This is a genomic window from Verrucomicrobiota bacterium (assembly GCA_027622555.1).
GTDB lineage: Bacteria > Verrucomicrobiota > Verrucomicrobiia > Opitutales > UBA2995 > UBA2995.
This window is the reverse complement of record JAQBYJ010000015.1, coordinates 46,740-70,605: the sequence shown is the minus strand read 5'-3', so window position 1 is coordinate 70,605 and position 23,866 is coordinate 46,740. Positions and strand designations below refer to the sequence as shown.

The 23,866-nt window shown below is 47.8% G+C and carries 17 protein-coding genes; 9 read left to right on the top strand and 8 right to left on the bottom strand.

What is annotated here, in order from left to right:
* Window positions 1–120: 120 nt before the first annotated feature.
* From O3C43_06265 to O3C43_06255, 3 genes are all read left to right on the top strand, one after another.
* Window positions 121–1,437, top strand: coding sequence for a Gfo/Idh/MocA family oxidoreductase (locus O3C43_06265; GenBank protein ID MDA1066090.1), 1,317 nt, complete (start codon window positions 121–123; stop codon window positions 1,435–1,437).
* A gap of 97 nt (window positions 1,438–1,534) precedes the next feature.
* Complete coding sequence (locus tag O3C43_06260) at window positions 1,535–2,935, top strand: sulfatase-like hydrolase/transferase (GenBank protein MDA1066089.1); 1,401 nt, start codon at window positions 1,535–1,537, stop codon at window positions 2,933–2,935.
* A 190-nt stretch (window positions 2,936–3,125) separates the two neighbouring features.
* Window positions 3,126–4,652 carry a sulfatase gene (locus tag O3C43_06255; protein ID MDA1066088.1) on the top strand — a complete coding sequence of 509 codons (1,527 nt, stop codon included), beginning with the start codon at window positions 3,126–3,128 and terminating at the stop codon, window positions 4,650–4,652.
* A gap of 238 nt (window positions 4,653–4,890) precedes the next feature.
* Here the strand turns inward: O3C43_06255 and O3C43_06250 are convergent, their stop codons facing one another.
* Entirely contained in the window at window positions 4,891–5,454 is a 564-nt protein-coding gene (locus tag O3C43_06250) for a redoxin domain-containing protein (GenBank protein MDA1066087.1), read from the bottom strand.
* Between the two features lie 297 nt (window positions 5,455–5,751).
* Here O3C43_06250 and O3C43_06245 point away from each other — a divergent pair, with 297 nt between their 5' ends.
* Both O3C43_06245 and O3C43_06240 read left to right on the top strand, forming a co-directional pair.
* On the top strand, window positions 5,752–6,786 hold the full coding sequence (locus O3C43_06245; protein MDA1066086.1) for a LacI family DNA-binding transcriptional regulator: 1,035 nt from the start codon (window positions 5,752–5,754) through the stop codon (window positions 6,784–6,786).
* Window positions 6,787–7,046: 260 nt separating this feature from the next.
* Window positions 7,047–9,965, top strand: coding sequence for a TonB-dependent receptor plug domain-containing protein (locus tag O3C43_06240; GenBank protein ID MDA1066085.1), 2,919 nt, complete (start codon window positions 7,047–7,049; stop codon window positions 9,963–9,965).
* A gap of 93 nt (window positions 9,966–10,058) precedes the next feature.
* Here the strand turns inward: O3C43_06240 and O3C43_06235 are convergent, their stop codons facing one another.
* The 4 genes from O3C43_06235 to O3C43_06220 are packed head-to-tail and all read right to left on the bottom strand — an operon-like array spanning window position 10,059 to window position 16,785.
* Complete coding sequence (locus O3C43_06235; protein ID MDA1066084.1) at window positions 10,059–12,461, bottom strand: alkaline phosphatase D family protein; 2,403 nt, start codon at window positions 12,459–12,461, stop codon at window positions 10,059–10,061.
* Between the two features lies 1 nt (window position 12,462).
* Window positions 12,463–14,979: a c-type cytochrome gene (locus tag O3C43_06230; GenBank protein ID MDA1066083.1), complete on the bottom strand. Its 2,517-nt coding sequence runs from the start codon at window positions 14,977–14,979 to the stop codon at window positions 12,463–12,465.
* Window positions 14,980–14,998: 19 nt separating this feature from the next.
* A complete protein-coding gene (locus O3C43_06225) occupies window positions 14,999–15,886 on the bottom strand; it encodes a sugar phosphate isomerase/epimerase (GenBank protein ID MDA1066082.1) in 888 nt (295 codons plus the stop codon).
* A gap of 35 nt (window positions 15,887–15,921) precedes the next feature.
* Window positions 15,922–16,785 carry an alpha/beta hydrolase gene (locus O3C43_06220; protein MDA1066081.1) on the bottom strand — a complete coding sequence of 288 codons (864 nt, stop codon included), beginning with the start codon at window positions 16,783–16,785 and terminating at the stop codon, window positions 15,922–15,924.
* A gap of 393 nt (window positions 16,786–17,178) precedes the next feature.
* On the opposite strand from O3C43_06220, the gene O3C43_06215 reads away from it, so the two are divergent.
* The 4 genes from O3C43_06215 to O3C43_06200 all read left to right on the top strand — a co-directional run bounded on the left by O3C43_06215 (window position 17,179) and on the right by O3C43_06200 (window position 20,059).
* Window positions 17,179–18,552 carry a sulfatase gene (locus O3C43_06215; GenBank protein MDA1066080.1) on the top strand — a complete coding sequence of 458 codons (1,374 nt, stop codon included), beginning with the start codon at window positions 17,179–17,181 and terminating at the stop codon, window positions 18,550–18,552.
* Between the two features lie 79 nt (window positions 18,553–18,631).
* Entirely contained in the window at window positions 18,632–19,024 is a 393-nt protein-coding gene (locus O3C43_06210) for a hypothetical protein (protein MDA1066079.1), read from the top strand.
* Between the two features lie 223 nt (window positions 19,025–19,247).
* Window positions 19,248–19,670: a YiiD C-terminal domain-containing protein gene (locus O3C43_06205; GenBank protein MDA1066078.1), complete on the top strand. Its 423-nt coding sequence runs from the start codon at window positions 19,248–19,250 to the stop codon at window positions 19,668–19,670.
* A gap of 5 nt (window positions 19,671–19,675) precedes the next feature.
* Complete coding sequence (locus tag O3C43_06200; GenBank protein MDA1066077.1) at window positions 19,676–20,059, top strand: glyoxalase superfamily protein; 384 nt, start codon at window positions 19,676–19,678, stop codon at window positions 20,057–20,059.
* Window positions 20,060–20,695: 636 nt separating this feature from the next.
* Here O3C43_06200 and O3C43_06195 read toward each other — a convergent pair.
* The 3 genes from O3C43_06195 to O3C43_06185 all read right to left on the bottom strand — a co-directional run bounded on the left by O3C43_06195 (window position 20,696) and on the right by O3C43_06185 (window position 23,775).
* Entirely contained in the window at window positions 20,696–21,190 is a 495-nt protein-coding gene (locus tag O3C43_06195; protein MDA1066076.1) for a hypothetical protein, read from the bottom strand.
* Window positions 21,191–21,437: 247 nt separating this feature from the next.
* A complete protein-coding gene (locus O3C43_06190) occupies window positions 21,438–21,785 on the bottom strand; it encodes a hypothetical protein (protein MDA1066075.1) in 348 nt (115 codons plus the stop codon).
* Window positions 21,786–22,236: 451 nt separating this feature from the next.
* Entirely contained in the window at window positions 22,237–23,775 is a 1,539-nt protein-coding gene (locus tag O3C43_06185; GenBank protein MDA1066074.1) for an arylsulfatase, read from the bottom strand.
* Window positions 23,776–23,866: the final 91 nt, after the last annotated feature.

Here is a 23,866-nt window from a genome sequence, read left to right as displayed (position 1 = left end):
GAGGGCAAGTTTATTTATCAATCCCTGTAACCATACGCATTATACGCTCTAAATAATTATACCGTGCAACGCATACTTAGTAGTTGGCAAATCCGGCGACATTCATAGCGTTTCGAAGCTATGGCTAACGATTATACCCCAATCAATCTGTCGCGGAGACGATTTGTAGAAATCACCGGTAAAGCTGCCACTGCAGCGGCCCTTACTTCAGTGGCATTTCCGTCCATCACCCTTGGAGCGGACCCTACAGTAAATCCTGTCAAAGTCGGCCACATAGGACTGGGTGTTCGAGGTGGTCGTCTCATTCAATACACTGCTTCAATTCCATCAGCAAAGGTGGTGGCAGTTTGCGACGTTTACAAACCACACCTGCAAAAAGGAGTCAGTCGCTCCCACAACCCGGAGGTTAAAACCTACCACGATTACCAAGACTTGTTGGACGATCCGGAAATCGAAGCGGTTGTCATAGCCTGTCCCGATCACTGGCATGAGAAAATGATGATCGACGCCATGAAAGCGGGAAAAGACGTCTACTGTGAGAAGGGCTGGACAACATCTGTGGAAGCAGCGAAACGCATGCGAGCAGCAGTTAAGAAGTATGATAGAATTTTGCAGCTAGGACATCAGGGGCGCCAACACGCCGCAGCTGATGTTGCCAGGAAAATGATAGAGGATGGAGAACTGGGAGAGGTCACACTTATCAAAATTGGCCGCTACTTTAACGGAACTGCGGACCGGCCACCCTGGAGATGGTATGGAGATTACTCTAATTACGAACATCCGGATCCCAATGAAGTAATTAAAGACCTCGATTGGAAACGGTGGCTAGGATCCTCCAAAAAGATAGACTTCGACGAGCGACATTTCTGGCATTGGCGTTGTTACTGGGAATACGGAACCGGACAAGCAGGTGATTTGCTTTCACATGAAACTGACTTCATTCAATCCATCACCAACCACGGCATCCCGGACACCTGTAATTGCTCCGGTCTCAATGCCTTTTGGAAAGACGATCGGGAGGTTCCAGACACCTGGATGACTACCTATCAATGGGAGAAGAAAAATTGCACCATGCAATTCGAGGGAGTGCAGAATTCAAAGCGAATGCAAACACCGGAGTTTGTCGGTCGTGATGCACGCATGATCTTCAACGACATTGGCCAGGCAGCCTCCCGCTTTGAAATCTACTCTGATGACAAAGCCTACGTTCCCTCTCAGTATCCCCAACCACAACCCAAGTATAAATTCGCTGCCGGAAAGGAACACCGGAAGCCCAGCCACATGGAAAACTTCCTTGAATGCGTTCGCACAAGGGAAAAAGCCTGGTGCAATGAAGACGAAGCATTCATAGAAGCCGTGACCCTTTTGATGTCCGTAGAATCTTATAAAAAGAAGCGACAGATTCGTTGGGATTCAGATAGGGAAAGAATGGTTTAAGACAGAAGATCGACCCGCTCTATTTAGAAACGAAATTCGACACAGTATGATATCAAATTCGCCGAAAGGCTTTTTCCTCAAGTTCCTGTCGATTGCAATGCTCACAATTGCAACGACTCTACAGGCGGACGACCGACCCAACATCATTGTGATTATTTGCGATGATCTGGGCTATGGGGATCTTGGGTGCTATGGTCACCCGCATATCCAAACGCCCCATCTGAATCAATTGGCGGCTGACGGCATTCGGTTGACCGATTTCTACTCCACAGCACCAGTGTGTTCTCCGTCCCGTGTGGGTCTAATGACTGGAAGGAGTCCCAATCGGGCAGGCGTGTTTGATTGGATTCCAGAGGGAAATGCAGTTAGGCCAGACGCCAGGGAACAGGTTCACATGCGCGATTCAGAAGTGACGATTCCGAAACTGCTTAAGGCCGCGGGATACGCCACAGCCATGGCTGGTAAATGGCATTGCAACTCCATGTTCAATTCACCTGTACAACCGCAACCAGGAGATGCCGGCTTTGATCATTGGCTGGCCACGCAAAACAACGCCGCACCTTCTCATGCGAATCCGGTTAATTATGTACGCAATGGTAAAAGCGTTGGCCCCATTGAAGGATACAGCTGCCAGATCGTTGCGAACGAAGGAATCGAATGGATAAGCAACCATCACAAAAATGATCCTGAGCAACCGTTCTTTTTCTACATGGCGTTTCACGAACCTCACGAGCCCATTGCATCTCCGGAAGAAATTATCGCGACTTATCGATCTGTCGCTGTAACCGAAAAAGAAGCGACCTACTTTGCCAATGTCGAAAACATGGATCGTGCGGTTGGAAGGCTTCTTAAGACGCTGAAAGATCTTTCCATCGACAAAAACACACTGGTCGTCTTCACCTCCGACAACGGACCCGAAACCTTAAATCGTTATCCCAGTGCCAGCTATTCCTGGGGAAGACCCGATCCCCTGCGCGGAATGAAACTATGGACAACCGATGCCGGATTTCGCGTCGCTGGTATCATGCGCTGGCCGGCAAAAATCAATCCCGGGCAAACCATTCAACATCCCGTTTCCGCTCTCGATTTTCTGCCAACCTTTTGCGACCTAGCAGGCACCGAACCTCCGGAATCTCTCGAACTGGATGGAGCCAATTTCCTTCCCATCCTGGATGGCTTTCCCGTCATTAGAAGCAAGCCGTTGGTGTGGGCTTACTACAACGCAATCAACGAACGTCGGGTTGCAATGCGGAGCGACCGATGGAAAGTCCTGGCAAAAGTGGACTTACCCAAGCTGCAGAATCTTCACTCGGGAAATATTGAACGAGTAAAGGCCGCACAACTTTCGGATATCCAGGTCTTCGACATGGAGAACGATGTAAAAGAAGTAAATGACCTCTCAGGAAAGTACACCTATCTTACAGAAATTCTTACCACCGAGCTCACTCGTAATTACGGAGAACTTCTTGATGGCTCTCATATCTGGACTCCTCAATAAAACATGTGTAGCCCGCCATAAATAGCATAAGATCCGACGTCGGGGTCATTCCTTGTAATCTTGACGTAGCTTGCGGAGTCAACTGATTCAAGGTTTGACCCCCTCCTTAATGGTTGGCGAAATATAAATTACAAAGCGTTTGGCGGCCCACACTAGGATGTCTCAGCAATCAATTTAATAAAACAACATTATGCTCAGCAAAAAATACTTAATATTTCTGATCGCATTTTTCACTTCCTTAAGTGTAGGTGCTGCAACGCCAAACATTCTTTTCATTACCATCGACGATATGAGCTGCGACTCGGTCGGCGTGTATGGAAGTAAGCTTGAAGGAACAACACCCAACATGGACAAGCTGGCCCGGGAGGGGCTGCGCTTCCAATACGCACACGTTCAGGTAGGCAATTGTATGCCCGGGCGCAATGTCATGTACTCAGGCCTTTATTCGCATAACAACAGGGTCGAGGGATTCTATCAGGTGCCAGACGCGAAACATCCACACATCAGTGACCTGATGCAAGGCGGTGGTTACTTCACAGCTATCTTCGGTAAGGTGGCCCATTCGACTCCTTATACTCCTTATGCGTGGAGCTTGAACCTGGACATCATCGATGGGAAAAAACTCCACACAAAAGACCCCAACTCTTTTGGCCTGGCAACTCGGCGCGGCATCCAGGCAAGCAAGGATGCAAAAAAGCCGTTTTACCTGAACGTAAATGTCTCTGATCCCCACAAGCCGTTCTACGGAATGAACGGCAAACAGGAATTGTTCGATGACCCTTACAAACCTTCCAGGTTTTTTACCCCCGAAGAAGTGCCCATTCCTGGATTCTTGTTCGAAGATCCAAAGATTCGTTTGGAGCTGGCTCATTATTACATGTCTGTACGAAGAGCCGACGATGCAGTCGGACAAATTCTACAGGCTCTAGAAGATTCAGGTGAGTCGGACAACACCGTGGTTATGTTAATAGCAGATCACGGCATGGCTCTACCTTGGGCGAAGACCGCCCTTTACCATCACAGCACGCACACGCCCTGGATCGTTCGTTGGCCTGGAAAAATCAAAGCCAATACTATCGACGAAGCGCATATGATTTCAGCAGTAGACCTCACTCCCACCCTGTTGGACGTCGCAGGGATCAAAGGAAAAACGAAATTCGATGGTCGGTCTTTCTTCCCGATACTCGAAGGTAAATCCCAAAAAGGACGAGACTTCGTTATCAAAGAATACAACGAGAACTCGGGAGCCGGTCGACACCCGATCCGCGGGATCCAGACGAAACAATTTCTCTACCTGTTTAATCCCTGGTCCGACAGTAAGAACAAATTCAAAACCGCTACAACTGGAACCCTTAGTTATGAGGTCATGCGAGATTGTGCTCAAACCGATCCCGTCATGGCCGAACGTTTGAGGTTCTTTGATTATCGCGTCGTCGAAGAATTATACGATGTTGAGAACGACCCCGACTGCCTGAACAACCTGGCTAACCACCCTGATTACCGCGATCAGGTTGAGAACTTCAAGAGCGACCTGGAACAATGGATGGTCGATACCAATGACCACGCCTTGGAAGCCCTCCGGAATATTAAAAATCCTGAGGCAATGTACGCTTACGTGGCGAGAACCCAGCAGGAAGCAAACGATCGCCGGGCAGCCAAACAAAAAGCTCAGCAAATGGAGCGCAGAGCCCAACAGGAAGCCAAGAAAAAATCATAACGACTCGACCCACTCAGATAGCGTCAAAATAAATCAGTTTAACTATAAACAGTCGCAACTATTTTGATTTAGGTAGGGCTTGATCGCCGAGCAAGCCGTCGTGGAATCGGCGGTACAGAGCAAAACCGCCGTACCATTTTCAACAACAGAATAAGATTATAATGCTCTAAACAAAAAAAATCGGCGCACTCCCAGGAGTACGCCGATGAAATTTGTTAGATCCTTTGGCTAAAAAAAACTAACCAAGCTTCTTGATTTCGGCTATCACATTTGCGGTATCCTCAGTGGGATTTACCTTATCGTTTTTGTAAACGACTTTGCCGCTCTTATCGATAATGAAAGTCCAACGCATGGTCGTTAGTCCACGAGTCAGGGTGTGCATAATGCCTGCTACTTCGCGTTCAATAGAACCACCCTCTTTAGTCGCAACACCGAACAGCTTTGCAATACTTCCATCTGCGTCAGAAAGTAAAGGAAAGTTCAGGTCATTTGCTTGCTTGAAAAGCTTGAGGTTATTAACCGAGTCACCGCTGACTCCCACTACCACGGCATCGACATCATTGAGTCCAGCAGACATGTCTCTATAGGCACAGGCTTGTTTGGTACAACCGCCGGTCATAGCTGCCGGGTAAAAGTAAACCACAATGTTCTTCTTTCCGAGATGTTCGGAAAACTGCCACAGATCACCCGAATCGGCATTAGCGATAAAAGGATCAACCGAGGAGCCCACATCCAATCCCGCGGAAGCGGTGAGCGAGCTGATGAATAGAATAATAGACAATAGACTTAGGGAACGTTTCATAAGGTTTATATTTAGTGTATCGGTTTATCCGTCAATGGGATTTAGAAAGCCATTCGACTGTGATATTCCCACATAGCTCCCACATTTCAGCAATTTTCTTTCAAACGGCCTTGTGAATGTCTCCAGTCCGTACCACATGCCCCCTTTAACACCCCTTTGCTGAAGAGAGTTATGAATTGATAAAGTCGATTTGATAAAGACAGTGCGCCCCTCTCGGCACTAAAGACATGAGCGAAATTGCGTAGACTCAGAATCCAACTTGAAAAATCCAGAACACTTAAGTTTACTGTTAAACTTATGAGAAAGGTTACCTTGCGCGATATTGCTAGAGAGGCAGGAGTCTCAGTCACAGCGGTGTCGTTGGCCCTGAGAGGTAGTAAAAGGATTAGCCCTGTGAAAACGAGTGAGATCTTGGAAATCTCCAATAAGCTGGGCTATACGCGAGATCCAATGATGAGTGCCCTGTGTACATATCGCGATACCAGTAATCCAAGAACCAAAAACGTTAACATCAACTTTCTCCAGTTCGGTGAAAAATCGCAATCGTTAAAGAACCAGGGAGAAATCGAAAGAGAGATTTGGGAAAGTGCATTAAAGGAATCGAAAAGATTGGGATACAACCTCAATACAACCTGGGCTGGCGATCCGACATTAACCCCAAGTCGTTTGAAGAATATCTTAATTTCAAAGGGAGTTGCCGGGCTCATCCTCTACCAGGCCAATTGTCCACTCGCATACTTGGAACCCATTATGAATGACTTTTCACTCATTTGGATCGGAGATGGTCCCAAAGGAGTAAAGCTCAACAGCACAAGGATTAACCGCTTTTCATCTATGAAACTGGCCTGGGAAAATCTAAGTAAACTTGGATACCAAAACGGCGGGCTTATCTTTGCAGAACACAACGTAGATCAAAATTATGGAGAATGGGAAGCTGCGCAAAACCATTTTCAAAGACACTATACTGGCAACGTTGATTATATACCTCCCCTAACATTCAAAACCAACGACGATTGTGACCCCAACGCCTTGTCCGCATGGATCACTAAATGGAAACCACAAGTGGTAATCTCTACATTCAGGAGCATCTATCCCCTGCTCCAGGAATTGAATTACGATATCCCTCGGGATATAGGTTACCTTTCGCTATCAACTGAAAAAGAAAGTCCTATTTCAGGGATTGACCAACAGACTGAAATAATTGCGGAAAACGGTGTTCGCGTGTTAGATCGGCTCATTTGCAATCGCGAGCAAGGCATACCAGCTCACCAACAAATCATCGAAACCAACGGTGTGTGGAATAGCGGCAGGACCCTAAGGCAGCTGACCTGAACACCTGTCATTTTTTGAGCCTTAAATTCGGTAATTATTATGCGTTTTCCTAGTTTAAACCATCATGCTTATTACTAGTTTACTGTTAAACTAATTTTGGAGTTTAAAAGTAAGAAACCACCCTTAGTGTTCAGACCAGTAAACTAACTTAGCTCATCGCTTTCATCTCTCCGCTTAGTTACCTCTAGGATCTATTATAACCTAGGCTGATTTGTCGGTCGATGAGTGAATCTAGACCCTGATTAACCAAACAAACGTATATGAAACCAACTAAACAATGCCTAATTCGCCTGGTACCTGCAGCTCTTCTACTTGCCGGACCGAGCCTGCTCGTCGCTCAAAATGAAGACGACAAAATCTACGATCTATCTCCTTTTCAGGTAAATTCCTCAGGTGACGTTGGTTACGCCGCTGAGAATACCCTGGCCGGTAGTCGATTGAACACATCCCTGAGAGATACCGCTGCCCCGATATCGGTTTATACTGCTGAATTCATCAGTGATATTGGCGTCGATACCTTGGAGGATGTATTGAAATACTCTCTGAGTGTAACACCAGAGTTGTCCGATGTAGACGGTGGTTTCGGCGCGAATCAGTTAACGGCTTTCGACGCCCGTTATCGTGTTCGCGGTTTAGGCGCATCTCAAGCGAGAAACTTCTTCGAGACACGCCTCGACCAGGATGTTTTCAATATGGAACGTATAGACGAATCCCGCGGCCCCAACTCCATTCTATTTGGAATCGGCCAGCCAGGAGGTGTGATCAACTCTTCAACCAAACGCCCCAAGTATATCGATTTCACAACACTCGATATCACCGTAGGCGACGCGAGTCGATTCCGCGCGGCAATTGACACTAATAAAGTGCTTGTTGAAGACAAACTGGCGTTGCGATTCAATATGCTTTACAATACTAACGGAGAAGCGGGTCGGCCTTGGGTAGACCACCAAGATAAACGCGCTCACATCGCCTTGGAATGGAGAGCAACTGATTCAACTACGGTCTATGTTGAATATGAATATGGCGATGTCATGGACAATCCAACGCTTCCGTTCGGACCAGCCGATGGAGCAAAACTGTGGATAGAGAGTGGTCGGCCAGCAGCCGGTGATTCAGGAGTTGGCGTTAATCAAGGAATACAAAATGGAACCCTCAATAGGGTCGTTATTGTAGACAATTCAGGAGAAGGAGTGGATATGAGGGCGTCAGTGAGGACGGACAATCCATTCTCAAAGGTCAAGCCAACTTTTACCAAAGACAACCGGATTATCAATGATCCAGCAAGAAGTGGTACCGTTGAAGTTCCACTATACGCCGCTCTTTCGGGGCCATGGCAAATGCGTGGCTCACGTGATATAGACATTTTCTCAGCAACCGTTGAGCAGCGTCTTGGAGAAAATACCTTTTTGGAGTTTGCATTTACCAATATGCAAGCCCAACGAGACTCGTTTCGCATGGGTCAGCCATCCAATCTTCAAGGAGATCCAAACCGCAATTTACCAAACGGTTCAGCAAACCCTTATTTCCAGGAACTTTACTTTGAATCGATACTGGAATTGGACGAACGGTATTTTGAAGATGAATGGAAACGTGTGACTTTCTCCCATCAACAGGATTTCGATAATTGGCTGGGTTTACACCGTTTTGCAGCGATGTGGGAACAACAGGATAACCTTTTCCATCGCGATTCCTTCTTAAACGTATGGACCGGCCCGGGACCGGCCAATAATCCCACTTGGAATGGACCATTCAACAACAATCCCTACAATGGAAATAATCAGGTATTATGGCGTCACTATTTAACTGACATAGACAGCACTAAAGACTGGCGGGTTGGCTACGATCCCGAGAGAAAGGGAGTCGGTTATACGGCTACGACTACAGACGGCAGAACCGTGACATCGGACTGGGTGCAAAACCGGATTGGCAACGATACCAGAAAAACCGAATCCCTCATGTTCGCTTTGCAAAGTTACTTTTGGGATAATAGAATCGTTACGACCTACGGCTTTAGAAAAGATGATTTCAAAAGTGCGTCACCAGCCCAGATCAACAACAACACCAATGGGCAAAGAGACGTTCTCGATCTGACCGATGTAAGTAGAACCGAAATCAAACCAACAACCCGGACTGCGGGATTGGTATTCCATGTCAACGATATCGTTTCTTTAGCTGCCAACAAGGCGACAAATGCTGCGGCCTCTGATTTTGCGGAACGGGAAATCTTTGGACCTTCCGGGGAAACAGGCGGAGCGGTACCGGTAATAAGTGGTGAAACGGTTGATTACTCGATTAATTTCAATCTTCTGGACGGGAAAATGTACATTCAAAGTACCTACTTTGAAACTTCGTCGAATCAAGAAAGCTCATTCCTTTCCTTCGGGAGCATTAGCCCCATTGCAGCGGTAAACACCATCTACGATAACCTGGTTGCCGGTAACCCCGGCGCTACTCCACCAATCGCTCCCTTCATAACGCAGTCCGTTTTTGATGCCCAGGATATCACAGTGGATGTGGGAACTACTTCAGCGGAGACAACCGGATATGAATTTTCGATTGTAACCAACATCACCGACAATTGGCGCCTCACGGCCAACTATTCCTATATCGATTCCGTTCTCAAAGATATCTTTCAGGAATGGACCGGCTGGTGGGAAGGGACCACGGGCAAATCTTTCTTTAAAAAGTTCGACCAAAATTTCGTCTTACCCCAAGACGGACCATTCGAACCCGGAGTAACATTGGGTGAGGCCATATCGATTACTGAAACGGCAGCCACAGCAGTTCAAAACCGTGCAGGCGGAACCAGCTCAGGACAAAGACATCACAAGTTCAACTTGTTCACCAAATATACCTTCAAGGAAGGTGCATTGAAAGACTTGTCGATTGGTGGTGGAGCACGTTACAGGAGTGGTGCCACGTGGATCCAGGAAAGCGCGATTCTCGGTCCACAAGAGTTTAATGGAATGACCCTGTTTGACTTCGTAGCAGGTTACAACACCGAGCTCTTTGGTATGCCAGTCAAACTTCAGTTTAACGTGAGTAACCTCTTCGACAAAGATGATATCTCTGTAGCAAGACTGGATGATACTCCCAGACCTGATGGCAGCTACGAGGTGTGGAGACACATTCTTACACCACGTCGCGATTATCGCCTGAGCGCTGAATTCAGATTCTAGTTACTGTTTGTTTTAATTGCAAAGCGGTGTAGCCAATGGCTACGCCGCTTTTTTTTGAGGAGATTCATCCAATCATTCCTTGGGGGAAATTCTTCACCGAACCCATTTCCCGGATACGGGTTCTTGTTTCAGAATTACCGGCCAACCTTCGTGCTGATTCACCGAATCGGTTGGCCAGCATTCAAGGGTGATTTGTTTTCGGTCGGGTGAGATTACAATCATACCGTAGCCATCTTTGGTTTGTTGGCTGTCGAGTAATAGATGCTCACTGGCATAGCCTATGTTGCGTTCAACATTGATTTCAAACATCTCCTGGTTGGAGGTATGAGGGTTGCCTACCGCGGCAACAGTCATGCGGTTTCCAAATCCGTCAAAAAAATCGCCTGTGTAATATGGTTCACCCGACCTACGGTTGGCACCGTCTTCCTTGGGCTCCCACCAGCGTCGGTATTTGTTGGCAATGGACGGCACGACAAACTGCCAGACACTATCACCAAAACCTTTGACCCCATGCTGTAGAACCGCGGGCAGATGCGTATCCCCGGAAAGGAGAATTACATTTCCTTGAGCTAATACTTCCAGGGCACGATTGCGACCACTCTGAGGCCACCCCCCCGAATCGAGGTCAAGCCAGAGCTTGCCCGAAGGTGCGGTATGCAGGGAAGCAAAGAGCGTTTGCGTAAATCCAATCCGTACGCCCTCGGTTCGATCAATCCAACTCTGCAGAAAGGCTTCCTGTTGAGCCCCCAACAATTGCCCATTCGGAATATCCGCCTGCCTGCCATCGTAATCGGCATTTGCGATTTTGGATCCATATTTTTCCACCGGGCCGACCAACGTAGGCAGGCTTTTGAATTTGCGGTCTTCAAGGAGAACAAACTTTACGCCTCCCATTTCGAAGTCAGTGTAATAACTTGTCAGTCCTTGCTGGATGTGTTCACGCCGCAAGGGCTCCGGATTGGCGGCCGTCTGAGTGCGCTCCACCATGCGAACGAATTCGGGGGCGTGGATATAACCACCGTCCTTGTTTTGGCCATTGCGACTGGCAGTGCCACCATCACCCCACAAGTCTCCTTGATATACATCGTGGTCATCGACCAGCACCACGGTCGGCACCACGCGGGTAATTCGCCCCAGATCCCAAAGCGTGATAAACCACTTGTATAAATAATCCAGATGCGGGTTCCCTTCGGAGGCATCCGATCCGGTCGGATTACCACCCTCGTAAATCTGGTCACCCAGCAGGGCCAACAAATCCAGGTCCTGCCTCTTCAAACTTGAAATGAGCTGATTATGAGGAAACCACACGTTGTGAGGAGTCCACCGACCTTCCGGCGAACCGGCCGCACCTTCACCCCACGAACCGTCAGCCGCACGGGCCAGGTTTTGATAACAGGTAACTCCGGCAACGCGAACCTCCTCACCCTGTTTCGGAGCTACTGGAATGTTACCCTCAAACCAAACACCCTCTCCCTCGTATAAGTAACCGACCCGGAAATCCATACCCTGGTTGAGCCCATCCAATTCCAAGTCAAACAGGGCTGTAAAGCTGGGAGCCTCTATCAGGGCATCGCCCACCTGACTCCATTCCCTCCCGTTTCTTTTTATTTCAAGTAACGCATGGCTGGAATCATTGAATCCAAGCGGAGGAAACTGAGCGTTCAATTTCAGGCGATTCCCATCCACTGAGTAGATAACTCCCAACACCGGACCGTAACTGCGTTCAGGGTATTTGACGATCCCCTCTCCCGATAGCTCCCAATTCCTGAACCAGAATCGCCGCTCATTAGCCCTGCCGCCATGGGACACCAGGGCCAAACCACCGCGAAGCTTTTCGGAGGGGAAATTTTTAATCCCCGTTGAAGAAACAACATTCCCGCTAAAAAGATCCACAACCGAAAGCCACAGTTCACGCTTACCGTCTATCTCTCGCGAAACCTTCAAATCCAGGCGGTAATCTTCAAAATTCCCAAGCGCGCCCGTCCGGGTTTCCGCGCTATTATTTTGACCGGATGCCAGCACGGTTCTGTTTTTTCCTTCCTCATCGTTGCGAATAAATTGAGCCTGCCCTTTGTCGTTGAAAACCACCAGTAATCCCCCACCCAAACCGGGGTCGTGATGAATCAGGGCCGCTCCCCGGTAATCCAGTTTGCCTTCGCCAGCTCCAATTAAGAAACCACTGTAGGAAGATCCATCAGCCAGGGTGGCGAATCCAAGCGTCCCGGTTCTGACCGACACTTCAAAGCCTTCACCATTGTCAGCAATGCCTCCGGTCAACCAATGGACCGTACGCAGCGGTTTGTCGCTCTCTCCATTGAGGCATTCCAGCCGACCCATGGTAACCCGCCAGTCCTGCAGGCGGTTGGCCCAATAATCAGGACCGATCCAGGTGCGGGTGTATTCAGGAAACTGAGAGTGGAAGGTTGCGGCTTGGAGACCTCCTACCTGGAATAAGAGGCAAACGAACATCCAGAAGATTTTGCGTAACAGAGTCATGTTATTTCAGAGAAGAGAGGTAAGCCACCAGGTCCTTGAACTCCGAAACAGTCATCGTATTCTCCAGACCTTGCGGCATCAGTGAGTAAGGCGAGGCTTCGTAATTTTTTACCTCCTTGGCCTCGAACCGGCGGTTAATATTTTCCGTGGTATAAAGCAGCATGGCGCCATGGTTTTGGTGGTCGATCTGGATACCCGAATGAATTTTGCCATCGGTGGTATAAATGTTCCAGGCCTGGTATTGCGGAGGAAAGGAATCAGAAGGTCTCAAGATCGAGTGCGCTATCTGCGCGGGTGTTACCGATTGGGCGATCCCTCCCAGATCCGGACCCAAGTTGGTGCCACCGCCGTCCACCGCATGGCATCGGGTACACATGGATTGGGTGGTCCGGAACACCCGATCTCCTCGGCTGGGATCTCCACCGGAAACCGCAGCCTTTTTCCACTCCTCCAGAGTTTTCGGACGCTGATCCATCGAAAGTCCGTGAAGCACAACAGCGACTAACTCCTTCAAATATTTATCTTTGGAGTTTGTTTGTTCGAGCTCGCCGAAAGCAGCCCTCACGGAGGCAGTCCCCGCGTAATAGCGAAGCGTTCGTGCCGCTTCGTAAGCGACGGAGGAATCCGCATCCTTGAGTAAGGGTAATAAACTCGATGGTTCTTCGATCACTTGTTTGCTCAAACCAAGCAAAGCCTCTGCTCTCACTTCACTGGCTTGATTGGAATCCAAAGCAATTTCCCGAAACCGTTTGCCAACCTGGGGTATAGCGACCGAGGCCACCTTTTCTATGGCTGCTCTCAGGACCGCTTCTTCGTTGCTGAAAAGGAATTCCACGGCTTCTTCTTCCTTGAGACGTTTCACCGCTTCGGCTCTGACGAGTGAGGAAAGCCTTGGATTAAGGGCCAGTTTCAACAACAAGCGAGGCTCCAACTCACGGGGCACTTTCTTGGAACTGTAAGCTTTCTTTTTAAACGCTTCGATAAAGGTCTCATTCACCATCTCCACCGCTGCGAGGTAGGTATTGAACAATCGTGCTGTTACTTCGCCGGCCACCAGCACTTCATCTAACGCCGGCCTCAGCGAAACTTCCAAGGTTTCGCCAGCCCACATTAAAGCAAGCAAACGCACATCCATATCAGGATCGGCTAAAGCATTTCTGATCAAGTGATGGTCCGCTGTTTTGGTCCGCCGTAATGCCAGGAAGGCACCCAAGCGCACCAGAGGATCAGAATCCCCACTGAGTTGAATGGCCAGGGACTTTTGCTCTGGTTTCGACAACCACAACTCTCCTCGTTGCCGCACAAAGGGATCGGCGTTTTTAAAAACGCTATGGATGGATTTACGGGTTGGTGCTACTTGCCTGACCACTTTTTCCTGCTTGGGTATCGGAAGTTTGGAAACTCTCCATATCCGACCTTTGCCGTGGTTCGGGTAGTCCACCAGCATCCAGTCGCTGATGAAGAGGTTTCCTGCGCTGTCCTGATCCAACGCAACTGGCCGAAAGTTTTTTCCGCCTGACATGAAAATCGATTTCTCGACCTGATTGTTTTTTAAAATGTCATGCCGCTCGATGGTGTGCTCGTTCCAGACAGAAACCAAAACAGAATGCTTTCCCCTCGGAGAAACATCGATCAGTCCGGAGGGTGCTTCGCCCGTACCGGACAAAATAGGTAAATGCCCGGGAAAACTCCCGTCCCAACCCTGAAAAGGATGTCGCCCATCTCCGCCGAACATGTGCTTGTGCCCGTAGTCACCCCCTTCAACTATGCGAACCAGCCGGTTGGGTCCGCGAGCATCGGGGTCATTGTCGATGAGCAGCAGATTCCCTTTGTGATCGAACTTCAAGTCCATGGAATTCCAGAACCCGGTTGCCCACTCCTGAAGTTCAGTGCCGTCCGCCCTGGCACGCACCACATTGCCTCCATCACCGTATCCTTCAACAACCGAACCGTCCTTACCTTGAATTCGATAATATTCTCCGCCCACATTGCCGCGTGAAATAAAGAGACGATTTTCATCATCGAAAGTTATCCCAAGCCAACAGCCGTGTGGATTGCCCGCCTTGGTTTCCAGTTCTAGAATTAATTCAGGACCGTCACAGACACCATCACCGTCGCGATCAGGAAGCGCATACAGGGACCAGGCACAGAGAACATACAAGGTGCCATCTTTGGAAAATGCCAGATTCATGGCAGCTTCAAAACCTTCAGCAAAAACGAAATTCGAATCAGCTACACCATCTTTATCCTCATCTACAAATACTTTGATGACGTCGCCAGTAGGCCCTTTGTAATTATTTGGACGATTATGGGTATGCGATTCGATCACATAGATTTTATCGTCATCACCAACCACCATTCCAACGGGGGTAACAATGTCGGGATCCTCGGCAAACAGGGTTAAGGTCAATCCCGATTCGTGAACCTCAGGCATTTGGGCAGAAACGAATACACTACGATTCAAAAGAATCAAAAGCCCGAACAAGATTGAAAGGCGGCTGGAGATGAATGATGGCATTAGAATTTGAATACAATGATTAACTCTCGTATTTCTTAAACATTTCATAGCCTGCTCGAAGATCCTCTTCCAGAGTTTCTTGAACGATGGGTGGAGCCTGTTCGACAACCAGGTAGCCCTGATAACCATGCTCAATGAGTTTTTGAATCATTCCATTTAAATCGGTAATACCCTCTCCAAAACGAACTGTTTTGTAGGTACCAAACGTCTGACAATCTTTTAGATCCACATGCACTATTCGGCTGTGGAATTTTTCTATGACCTCCGGTATCCGCACGGCTGCTCCGTCGAAGTGTCCGGCGTCCAGACACATACCCACATAGGGAGAGTCGATCGCTGAAAATACCGCATCATAATCAGCTACATTCTCCAGGTTGTTGTTGGCGTGGTTTTCCACACAAATCAGCATCCCCATTTCTTCCGCAGCTGGTGCCAATTCCTTCAAAGTACCAATCACAGCTTGAAGTCCGCCATTGGTCCCGCGTTTCGACCCCGTAAATTTAACACGGTTGCACCCTAACATTTGGGCAGCCTGCATACACCAGAGTTTATGAGAAACATCAGGTGCTTTGCCGTCACCAAATCCATTTCCCTGAACTGAAATAGGAATCAGTCCTTTTTCTTTGCAACGTCTACCAATACTACGAATACCGTCCAGAGTGAGTGTCCTGGGATACCAGCAATTGAATTCAATATTCTTAAACCCTATTTTCGGAGCCAAGTGGAAAGAGGGCTCGAAGTTTTCATCGCCGAATCCGTCCATACAAATCGTTGCAATGGCCAATTGGATGCCACCTATTTCGGGTACATTTATGGGCGAAGCTGCTGAAGCCTGGGTTCGAAAGGTACTTGTTAAGGCTGCTCCACCCAGAGTCGCGGTCTTGAGAAAAGTTCGTCTGTGCATCATGAGTAGTGGAGCAAGTGAGCTGAACAAGCTATGGACTATTTGAGAAAGGAATCAAAAAACTTCAGCACCCGCTGCTTAACGGGAGCGGAGACGAATTGAGGTCCACCGTGGCCAGCACCCACAACTATCTCCAATTCGGAGTATACTCCGTGCGCCTGAAGTTCTTCATGTAAACGAGTGCTTTGGGAAACGGGAACTCCTGGATCCTCGTCGCCGTGCATGATGAGGAAGGGGGCATCATCACTACTTACATTGTGCAGGCCGCTTACTTGTTTTGCCAAATCCGGACAATCCTTGACCGTACAGCCAAGAAGCTTCGCTCCATTGGAATTTGCGACATCCTCTTCAGTCCGACCGTTGCCAACATTGTTGGGTGGCATGCTTAGAAGATCGGTTGGACCAAACCAATCGCAGACGGCTTGGACACGACTGGAAACTTTTTCATTGGGATCATAAGGCAAGGTTCCCATAAGCGCGACCAGATGTCCGCCGGAAGAACTTCCCCAGGCGCCAATCTTCTCGGGATTCAAATGATACGTTTCGGCATGGGACCGTAGCCACCGGACCGCATTTCGACAGTCATTGATCTGAGCGGGCCACATGGCATCATGAGACTGACGAAAATCAATGCTGGCTACCGCATACCCATGTTCCGCTAGGTATTCAGCTCTGGGCTTTTGCTTACTCCCGTTCATCCAACCTCCACCATGGACCCAAACAACCACCGGCAGTGGCTTGGCAGATTTTTTGTTTGGAAGATACAGATCTAAACCCTGAGGCTTACCTTCTCCATCAGTATAGATAATGTCAGAAATAACCTTATAGGATTTCTCAGGAGCCAATTGAGAAAACCCAATCAGAGGAATCACGAGGATTAGGGTAATGAGACGAAGATTCATAGATCATCAATATCCTGCACCAGGAGGACGGCTTCAATTCATTTCTGTGTAACACAAGGGAGACACAATGAGATTTCATTCAACCACTGATCACGCTGATTAGCACCGATACTTTTCAATCCGATTATTCGGGTTAAACCTTACAGTTACTTCAGATAAGCCGAAGCCTTTGCATTTCCAATATCAAGATTAGTTAAGAACCTTTTTTTTATCAGCGTTCATCAGTGCGATCAGCCGTGCCGTGTCGTAGCCTTGGCGAAGATTGGTGATTATTCTCTAAACTTAATCTGAGTTTATTTGAGTTCATCTGTGGTTGTTACCCTTACCACTCGCACCAGTCTTTACGCCAACCCTTGACCTCTCTAACAACTAAACTCAATTTGGAATCACACTATGGACGACAAACCGAATATCATTCTGATCAATTGCGACGACCTGGGCTACGGTGATTTAGGTTGTTACGGATCCACCAAAAACAACACACCCCACTTGGATAAACTGGCAGCCGAAGGAAAGCGGTTTACCGATTTCTACATGGCATCACCCGTTTGCTCTCCTTCGCGAGGAGCTATGATGACGGGATGCTATCCACCACGGATCGGCTTTGGTGAATTCAATGGAGAGATTGTCCTTTTCCCAGGTGATAACATTGGCATAAGCAGCAAAGAAACTACAGTCGCCAGCCAACTCAAAAAAGCCGGTTATGCGACCAAGATCATTGGGAAGTGGCATTGCGGAGATCAGCCCGAATTCCTGCCCACCCGCCATGGCTTCGACGAATACTTCGGCATTCCCTATAGCAACGACATGGGTCGCCAGTCCGACCGGCCAACGCGCCCTCCTCTTCCCCTCCTTCGAAACGAAACGGTAATTCAGGAACAACCTGACCAGAGGGGAATCACCGAGCGTTACACGGACGAAGCCCTTCAATTTATAAACAAGAACAAGGACCAGCCTTTCTTCCTTTATCTGGCTCACATGTATGTGCATGTGCCCCTCTTCGTACCCAAGCAATTTCTTGAACGCTCACGCAACGGTGCTTACGGCGGAGCGGTTGAATGTATTGATTGGAGCACTGGTGTCCTGATGGATCATCTGAAACAAATTGGACTCGATGAGAACACGTTGATCATCTTCACCAGCGACAACGGTTCACGAGCCCGTGATGAAGGAGGCAGCAACTTACCCTGTCGAGGAACCAAGGCAAGCACGTGGGAAGGCGGGCAGCGAGTCCCCTGCATCATGCGCTGGCCGAAACGTATTCAAGCATCCACCACTTCCGAAGCCATAACCAGCTCCATTGATTTCTTTCCGACCATCTCCAACCTCCTCGGAGTACCCATTTCACCTGAAAGGAAAATCGACGGCGTGGATATCCAGGACCTCATGTTCGACGACAATTCTAAAGCTCCACGAGATACCTTTTACTACTATGCTCAAAACAATCTGGACGCCGTAAGAGTTGGAGATTGGAAACTTCATTTTCTAAAAACGGGTGAACCAGTAAATGAGTTATACAACCTCCGTGAAGACGTTGGTGAAACGAACAACCTTTACGACGCTCATCCTGACATCGTAGCAGCCCTGTCCAACAAAGCTGACGAAATCCGCGAAGACATCGGTGACGCCGCAACCGGAACCATAGGCAAAAACAATCGCCCGATCGGACAGGTCGAAAACGCCAAACCGCTGACCGAATATTGTGAAGATCACCCCTACATGATCGCCATGTACGACTTACCCGACATGCCGACAATGTCTGGTTAACTCTAAGATAAGCCGCACGAATTCCGAGGAACAATCATACGGATGCCAACGATCATTTCTTTTGTCCTGTGTCACTATTATGATCATAAAAGCGCTATTGATTTTCGTGCTGATAGCAGCCGCTGAAACCATTCATGGTATTCTACGGATTCGCTATTTGAATCGTCCACTGGGTGATCGACGTGCGCGCCAAGTTAGTGTTTTCACTGGTTCAATCATTTTGAACGTTACTGCGTGGCTGGCGATTCCCTGGATTGGCGTGAGTACCTTGAGCGACTGCGTGGTGATTGGTCTTTTGTGGTTAGTATTGATGCTGACCTTTGATATTGGACTCGGGCGACTCTACTTCAAATTCTCTTGGAAGCGCATCGGAAATGATTTTGATCCGCGCAAAGGGGGATTTCTTGGATTCGGAATGGTCGTTCTGTTTTTTGCGCCTATCTTAGTCGCTAAACTTCGCGGCTTAATATGAGAACGCAGCCTAAACTTTCCGTTTCCATTGAGCTTTTCAAAGACGCAGGCTGCGACGAAAACGATCAGCAAAAAATTTTGTATGGTTCAGGTATTACTACATCTATTGAATATTGTGCAGCACACATCTGCGGGTATAAAAACATAAGACTCTATGATGAGTCATGGCAGAATGGGATTCCACCAACTCCCTACCAATTGAGATTAAAAAAACCAGCCGATATATGGACGTAACAGAATTACCATTCAATCAATTCGTAGGAATTAAGAAATGCGAAACGAAACCAGATGGCATCTTCGAGTTATCCGCAGACCCAAAGTATTTGAACCATGTTGATACCGTTCATGCGAGTGCTCTGTTCGCTTTAGCAGAAGCTTCAAGCGGTCAGTTTCTATCAGAGCACCTGGAAGAAGCTGAAGAGCGAGTTGTCCCCATCTTACGGCGAGCTGAGATTAAATATAAAAAGCCGGCTGAAGGGTACCTTTATACGAAGGGCGCTTATAAAGAAGACGCCTGGAAGTTGTTTCATGAATCATTTGATAAGAAAGGACGAGCCCTGCTCTCATTCCAGATTGATGTGTTAAATGAGGAGGATGCGGTAGTTGCTTACGCAATTTACGAATGGTTTTTTACAGAAAAAACATAGTAATTATGCAAAATAAAATTGAATGCACGGTACCCGTTCTTCCGGTAAAGAGCTTAAAAGATAGTATAAGATTCTACACAGATTCCTTAGGGTTTCAGGTCGACTGGGGTGGCGAAGAAGGAAAGCTGATTGGTTCGGTTTCCCGAGATGGTTGCACGACTATGCTTTCGGAAATGCATGGAGAGAAAAAGCCCACTTACGTTTGGATCGGGTTAACCGATGATTCCCTGTTTGCTGAGTATATGAGCAAAGACATCAAAGTAGTCCAAGAGCCCCTCAATCAAACGTGGGCATACGATATGAAAATCGAAGATATCGATGGAAATGTTCTTTGGCTAGGAACTGCGCCGAAGACGGACATTCCATTTAGCGATCAGGCTGATGGTTAACTTGCGTTGGTCAATGGAGCGACGACAAAAGATCACAACTACAGATTGCTCAGATGGAAAAAAATACTGTAACAGTTTCTCAACCACGGATGGATACTCCACGACTCAATGCAAGAAAGCCTGACAATGAGAAGGAATTTTTGAACACAAGCAAACAGAGATAACGGAGTCCGAGCCGTAATGCGACAGCCACTTAGACAAGTTCAGAAATTATATCTCAGCCAAAAAATGGCCTTTTCAGTAAACCTCTGTTTCCTCAGTTGCTCCTGTTCAAATCCTATCATTCCTCAGTCTAAAATGAGAATAACCATTCGAGGCACATGTAAGCAGCAGTGTAAAAACTTTTCTCTACCCTTGCTGAATGGCTGTGGTGTGATCAAGTGGTTTAGCCGCCAGAAGTCTTCTCTACAGAATCTCTTTTGGCATTAGCGTTATAGATGCGCATGCCGACGTAGTACAAAACGAAGGCAGTCATCAATATTAAGATCATCCACTGGCGAACCTTTGCTATACTTTCAGTCTTTGAAATCGGATTGCCCATGTTCCTTCTCCAACACCAAGCGGACAAATAGTGGTCAGCTACGCTGTCCTCGATTTGGTCACATGGCTACTTTGAAACTATTCATTTCTGTTCAGCTAAAGTTCATAGATTTCTGCTTCATCGTGATATATTCTGATCAAACATAAGCCATATTTGAACACTTTTACTCGTCTAGGACCTTTTGTAAATCTTCGCATGTTAGAATCACTGGGGATTAAATCTGCGCGGTATTCTAAATATACGCTTTTATAGATACTCTTCTCTGTAGAGTAGAGGTATGAAAACAGAAATTTGTTCTTTTCAATTCGTTGCACAGTCCAGTCGCCAATATGGATCTGGGAACCAGAATAAACTGGCTTTTCTTTGAATTGGGACTTCGTTAGATCCACACCTTGGAAGTTCTGATTCTCCTCTATCGTTTTTTCCAATACTTCGACTAGGTGTGCAGGACGGGCGAAGTGCTTGAGATGCTTCTCTTCTTTTTTCGCTTCAAGTTTACTTTTTCTTTCGGCTTCCTCATCGATTACGTAAAACAGACCCATGACGGTTGTTGTTGCCCATAAGAAAAGGATGGCTAGCAAGGTTTTCATTCAGCCTATAGTACTAAAATATCCCGCACTTTTCGCACGAATAACAGAATTGAGATTGAGGGTTGAAATTAAGAATGACATCGCAAAAACCTAATAAATTCGGGGGCTCCAGAAGGGGCAAGGTGAAAACTTAAAGGATAATAAATCCGGAAAATGCCGGAAAATCTGAATTCAAAAAACGTGAGAGGTTAGCCAATTAAGAATCTTAATTAATAACGCTTTATTGCCCAATTAATTGGTAATTAGCTTAACGAGTCGAACGCGTGTTACCACCTGTGTTGTAAACGCTACCGTCTTGGGAAGTGTAGGGATACTGGCGTGAATCACTGAAAGCACCTTCGTAGTTATTAGAAGGTGGGGAACCGAAATTATTCGAATATCTTCGGGACTTCTGGTTGAAAGCAAATTCAGCTTCGTATCGGGGGACCGCTAATACACTGAATAAATCAACAAGTTCTTGCTCCCGGTTGTAATTCACTTCGAAAGAATGCATCCCGTAAATAAAAACCACGAGTAATTGGTCACCGTGTTTTATATGTATCTGGTTGGCAATTTGAGCCAATCCGTCAATTTCGTCGATGGGGATTTTGATCACTTCTTTCTTCCCAGCTGAGTGCAAGTTTCCTTTGGCAATACTCAGCTCATCTTTCGTAACGGCAATAATACCCGGAAGCGTGTTGAAATTCTTCGTCTGCGTTTCGGGGATATTCCTTTACCCGCAGTAATTGAGAAACTGTATGCCTGTCAGTTCCACTTGCAGAGGATCAGCGAGTCGTGGGCCGTGCTCGTTTATCGCTAAAGGCTTGGTCACACAGCCCGATGAAAAGACCAGTAAGGGAAACGAGAGAATTGTGAGAGGTATCTTCATGCTGAAGTCGGTAAGGCTCCAGACCATCAAGAATCAGGTCTTTTGTCAACGACGGGGATGGTCATGCGATCCGTGAAAAATAAGCGATAGCCACATAGATTAGCGTTCATTTTAAAGAAAGCGGAAAGACCTCACCACAAAAGTTCGCGACCCAGCTCGCTCCTACCTATGCCTCAGGTTAAAACCGACTTCGGCCGTCTTCGATAATCTTCGCCAATTGGGTCTTCATGCGTTCGAAAATGTCCGGATGCACAGCCGCCAGGTTGTTTTGTTCGCTGGGGTCACTGGCGAGATTGTAGAGACGGTATTGAGCGACCTCGGAATTTGCCAGACGGTTAGTTACGACGACATTTCTGGCTTTGCCGGAATCGTGGCGCTGTAGCTTCCAATCACCGACTCGAAAACCAAAATTACCGCCGTTGCCGTTGTCTTGTTGGAGAAGATGGTCACGTCCAGGGGCACCCTTCTGTCCTAACAAGGCTCCGAGCACATTAAGACTATCGAGGCTTTCATCCGAGGTCAGTTCGACGCCGGCCATGGCTGCGGTGCTGGCGAATAAATCCACGGTGCAGACTACTTCGTCGGATACGCCGGGCTTGATGCGCCCAGGCCACCAGGAGATAAACGGGGTGCGGGTGCCACCCTCGTAGACGGAATATTTTCCTCCGGTAAATGGTCCATTGGGTGAATGGTCACCGTTTTGCTCAACGGCTCCATCAACGTAACCATCATCGAGAACAGGGCCATTGTCGGAACAGAACACCACCAGGGTATTTTTATCCAGGTTCAAGCGCTTGAGTGTTTTGATCAACTCACCGACACACCAATCCAACTGCACAATGGCATCGCCTCGAAAGCCAAGCTCGCTCTTGCCTTGAAATCGTTCATGGGGCATGCGCGGGACATGGAGATCGTGTGAAGCAAAAAACAGAAAGAACGGATTATCCTTATTCGCCTCGATCCATTCCACCGATTTTTCCACCCACATGTCGGCAAGATCTTCATCGCGGAACCGTGCGGCATGCCCACCGGTGTAGAACCCAATACGGCTAATACCATTGTGAATGGTTGAATTGTGTCCATGCGACCAATCCATCTTCAGCGTCTCGCGATGAGTAATACCGGTGGGATGATCTTCGGAAGGTGTTTTGTTTCCGACCCAGAGCGGGTCCGCCGGATCGAGATTGAGGACCCGGTGGTTTTCTACATAAACCTGCGGAACCCGGTCATTGGTGGTGGGTAACAGGAAATTATAATCGAAGCCTATCTCTCGGGGCCCCGGATTTAGATCGCCATTCCAGTCGGGGCCTTCGGGACCGCCCAGGCCAAGGTGCCACTTACCGACAACCGCTGTTTTGTAGCCGCCCTTCTTTAACATGGAAGCGATCGTGGGTGTTTCCGGCTGGATGAGCGCAGGACTGCTGGGAGCGGCAATACCATGGCCCTTCCCGCGAAACGCGTAGGTGCCAGTTAGAAATGAATAGCGGGTCGGCGTACAGGTGGAGGCAGAACAATAGCCACTGGTAAACTTGATTCCCTCCTTGGCGAGTTGGTCGATATGAGGAGTCTGAACGCCGGTAGCCCCATAAGAGGAGATGTCTCCATAGCCCAAGTCATCAGCCATAATAACAATGATGTTGGGTTTATCTGCTCCGTTTGTCAGAACGACAGCTACTAAATAATAAAGGGAGCAAGTGAGTAGTTTCTTAAATGTCATAGGTAAGTTGGAAGTGACTTTTCAATTCAATCAACCTTGCTTATAACGGGCTTTGTTAAATCATCACAAGACAATCCCTTTCCAGTTACCT

What these genes read in the sequence shown, in the direction of transcription:
- O3C43_06265 (MDA1066090.1), top strand. Translation starts at nt 121, where the DNA reads ATGGCTAACGATTATACCCCAATCAATCTGTCGCGGAGACGATTTGTA.
- O3C43_06260 (MDA1066089.1), top strand. Translation starts at nt 1,535, where the DNA reads ATGCTCACAATTGCAACGACTCTACAGGCGGACGACCGACCCAACATC.
- O3C43_06255 (MDA1066088.1), top strand. Translation starts at nt 3,126, where the DNA reads ATGCTCAGCAAAAAATACTTAATATTTCTGATCGCATTTTTCACTTCC.
- O3C43_06250 (MDA1066087.1), bottom strand. Translation starts at nt 5,454, where the DNA reads ATGAAACGTTCCCTAAGTCTATTGTCTATTATTCTATTCATCAGCTCG.
- O3C43_06245 (MDA1066086.1), top strand. Translation starts at nt 5,752, where the DNA reads ATGAGAAAGGTTACCTTGCGCGATATTGCTAGAGAGGCAGGAGTCTCA.
- O3C43_06240 (MDA1066085.1), top strand. Translation starts at nt 7,047, where the DNA reads ATGAAACCAACTAAACAATGCCTAATTCGCCTGGTACCTGCAGCTCTT.
- O3C43_06235 (MDA1066084.1), bottom strand. Translation starts at nt 12,461, where the DNA reads ATGACTCTGTTACGCAAAATCTTCTGGATGTTCGTTTGCCTCTTATTC.
- O3C43_06230 (MDA1066083.1), bottom strand. Translation starts at nt 14,979, where the DNA reads ATGCCATCATTCATCTCCAGCCGCCTTTCAATCTTGTTCGGGCTTTTG.
- O3C43_06225 (MDA1066082.1), bottom strand. Translation starts at nt 15,886, where the DNA reads ATGATGCACAGACGAACTTTTCTCAAGACCGCGACTCTGGGTGGAGCA.
- O3C43_06220 (MDA1066081.1), bottom strand. Translation starts at nt 16,785, where the DNA reads ATGAATCTTCGTCTCATTACCCTAATCCTCGTGATTCCTCTGATTGGG.
- O3C43_06215 (MDA1066080.1), top strand. Translation starts at nt 17,179, where the DNA reads ATGGACGACAAACCGAATATCATTCTGATCAATTGCGACGACCTGGGC.
- O3C43_06210 (MDA1066079.1), top strand. Translation starts at nt 18,632, where the DNA reads ATGATCATAAAAGCGCTATTGATTTTCGTGCTGATAGCAGCCGCTGAA.
- O3C43_06205 (MDA1066078.1), top strand. Translation starts at nt 19,248, where the DNA reads ATGGACGTAACAGAATTACCATTCAATCAATTCGTAGGAATTAAGAAA.
- O3C43_06200 (MDA1066077.1), top strand. Translation starts at nt 19,676, where the DNA reads ATGCAAAATAAAATTGAATGCACGGTACCCGTTCTTCCGGTAAAGAGC.
- O3C43_06195 (MDA1066076.1), bottom strand. Translation starts at nt 21,190, where the DNA reads ATGAAAACCTTGCTAGCCATCCTTTTCTTATGGGCAACAACAACCGTC.
- O3C43_06185 (MDA1066074.1), bottom strand. Translation starts at nt 23,775, where the DNA reads ATGACATTTAAGAAACTACTCACTTGCTCCCTTTATTATTTAGTAGCT.